The 2,603-nt window shown below is 69.3% G+C and carries 2 protein-coding genes; both read right to left on the bottom strand.

The annotated features are described in order from the left end of the window. The coding region (locus tag HUW62_RS46690) for a DUF4388 domain-containing protein (protein WP_176438128.1) at positions 1-1,561 on the bottom strand (1,561 nt) is incomplete at its 3' end. 215 nt (positions 1,562-1,776) lie between these two features. Then, positions 1,777-2,603 (bottom strand): DnaJ domain-containing protein (locus HUW62_RS46685; RefSeq protein ID WP_176438127.1); only part of this gene is annotated, 827 nt, incomplete at its 5' end.

Here is a 2,603-nt window from a genome sequence, read left to right as displayed (position 1 = left end):
GCGCGCGCGAGGACGTCACGGACTCGGCGGAAGCAGCGCTCGAGGCCGAGGCCTGTGCCGAGGAACTCCCGTTCGACCCGAAGCCACGCGGCCCCGGCGACCACACCGAGCCCGGGCCCCACGTCGTGGGCGCGCTGATGCCCTCCGTGTCCACGCGGCTCCAGTCGAGCAGCAGGCTGCGGTGCGCGTGCTCCACCGCGCGATGGGCCGGAGGCGGCTCCACGAGGAAGGACGAGCCCTCGGCCACCGCGGGCGGCAGCGTGGGCGCGTCACCATCCATATCCGCCGGGTCCTCGGCTACGGGACCCTGACGCTTGGGACGCGCGTGGAAGACGACGACTTCGGCGGGCATCGCCGGCGTGGGAGCGAGGTGCTCCTCGGGCGGCGCCGTGACGGGCTCCTCCTCCACCCCCGCGGGCGGCGCGAGCACGCTGGGCGGCATGACGCGCACGGCGGGCGGCTCCGGGGCCACGGGCTCGACGGCGACGGGCGGCTCGGGCTCCACGGGCGCGGCGACCGGGGCCTGGGGCACGGGCTCCACGGGTGCGCTCACCGGCGGGGCCGCGTTGAGCCACTGCTCGATGCCGGGCTTGCTGCTCTGCACCGGCTCCAGCGGCGCGTTGCCCAGCTCGCGGATGAGGCCCTCGAAGTACAGCTTGCTGATGATGCCCAGCGCGGCCAGGTCCTCGAAGTCCGAGTCCTCCACCACGCGGCTCAGCGCGCGCTTGCCGTCGAACAGGCGCAACAGCCCGTTCACCTCGTCCGGAATCTCGGAGAGGCGGTCGGCGAGCTGGTGGTAGTCAATCTCGAACACCGTCTCCAGCGGAGGCAGCTGCTCGAGCATGCGCCCCCACTCGTCCAGGCGCCGCATGCCCTCCATCAACAGGCCCTGCGTGGAGATTTCGATGCGCTCGGGCCTGTCCAGCGAGGTGAACTGGACGTCGAACTGACCCTCGAACGTATTGAGCAGCCGGTAGAAGGCGTTCTCGCCCTTGAGCCGGCCCAGCTCCGCGTCGATGACGCGACCTTCCTTGAAGTAGACGGTGCCGGTGCGCTCGCCCTGGATGGAGATGACGCCCGTCTTGCGGCCAATCTCGAACGTCTGGACCAGGTCCACCACGCCCATGTCGGCGAGGCTGCCGGCGAAGCCACCCTTCGTCGTCTCCCGCTTTTCGATCCTCTCCTTCTCCGCCTTCTGGAGGATCATCTTCACGCGGGTGACGATCTCTTTGATGTAGATCGGCTTGGTCAGGTAGTCGTCGCCGCCGAGCTCCAGGCCGCGCACCTTGAACTCGACCGACTTCTGGCTCGTCAGGAAGACGAACGGGATGAACTTGAAGCGGTCATCCGACTTGAGCGTCTTGCACAGCTCGAAGCCGTCCATCTCCGGCATCTTGGTGTCCGCGAGCACCAAATCCGGTGGGCTGATCTGCACCTTCTCGATGGCGTCCTTGCCGTGGATGGCCGTCGTCACGGAGAAGCCGGCCTTCTTCAGGCTGACCTCCATCACGCGAAGACTCTTCGCGTCCCCATCCACCAGGAGCAGGTGCTGCTTGGCCACGTTACTTGCCTTTCATCACGGAGGACGATTCGCGGAAGAGCCCGGCGCGGGGGAGCATCCTGCCCGCTTTCCAGGCATGTCAATGGGTTGGAGCCCCGGGGAAGCTGACCGCCCCCCGATCAACCAGGGGGTGCGAGCAGGCCCCGGAGGGTAGCGCGAGCCCCCGGCCGAGGCTCCCATCCGCCGGGGTACGATGTGGGGCGCCGGAGGCGGCCTCAGCGGAAGAATCCCCCCTTCTTGGGTGGGTTCTTCTTCCGCATGTCGATGAGCCGCAGCTCCTGGTTCGCCTCCAGGTGCTTGGAGTTGGAGCGCACCGCGTCGCGGAAGTGGCGCTCCGCACGGTCCATGTCGCCCTCCACGCGGGCGATGACGCCCAGTTGGTAGTGGGCCCTGTCACAGTTCGGGTCGGTGCGGACCGCATCCGCCATCATCTGCTTGGCCTTGGCCATGTCCGCCTTGCGCGAGGGGTCCATGTAGATGGCCCAGGCGCGCGCGGCCAGGTAGGTCGCCTTGGGGTCCAGCGCGTAGGCTCGCTCGTAGTGGTCCGACGCGGTGAGGAAGTCGCGCTTGCGGAAGTACACCTCGCCCATCTTGTAGAGGTCGTCGGGGCTGCTCTCCGGCCGGCCCGGAGCGGGGCGGGACGACGAGGACGACGAGCCCTGGGAGGGGGGAGCCCTGGGCAGGGACTGCTGGGCCTGGAGGTTCTGGATGTAGGCCTTGCGGCGGGCGTCGTCGTAGAGGACCTCGTAGGCCTCGCGGATGCCCTCGAAGACGGAGGTGATCTTCTGCGCGAGGTGCGGCAGCGTCGGTGGCAGGCGGTCCGGGTGGAAGACCTTGGCCAGGCTGAGGAACGCGGACTTGACGTGGTCCCTCGTGGCGTCCTGGGGGACGCCCAGCACGTAGAAGTGGTCCTTGCGGGCCTGGATGTCGGCGAAGCGCTGTTCGATCTGCTGGGCGTGGCGCGCCTCGTCCGGCTTGGGGGGCTCGGTGGGAGCGGCCGGGGTGGCGGTGGGGCCGGGCTCCGCCCCGGGCGTGGCGGTGG

The sequence above is a fragment of the Myxococcus sp. AM011 genome, assembly GCF_013372595.1.
GTDB lineage: Bacteria > Myxococcota > Myxococcia > Myxococcales > Myxococcaceae > Myxococcus > Myxococcus eversor.
The sequence above is the reverse complement of the archived record's forward strand: the minus strand, read 5'-3'. Positions and strand labels throughout refer to the sequence as shown.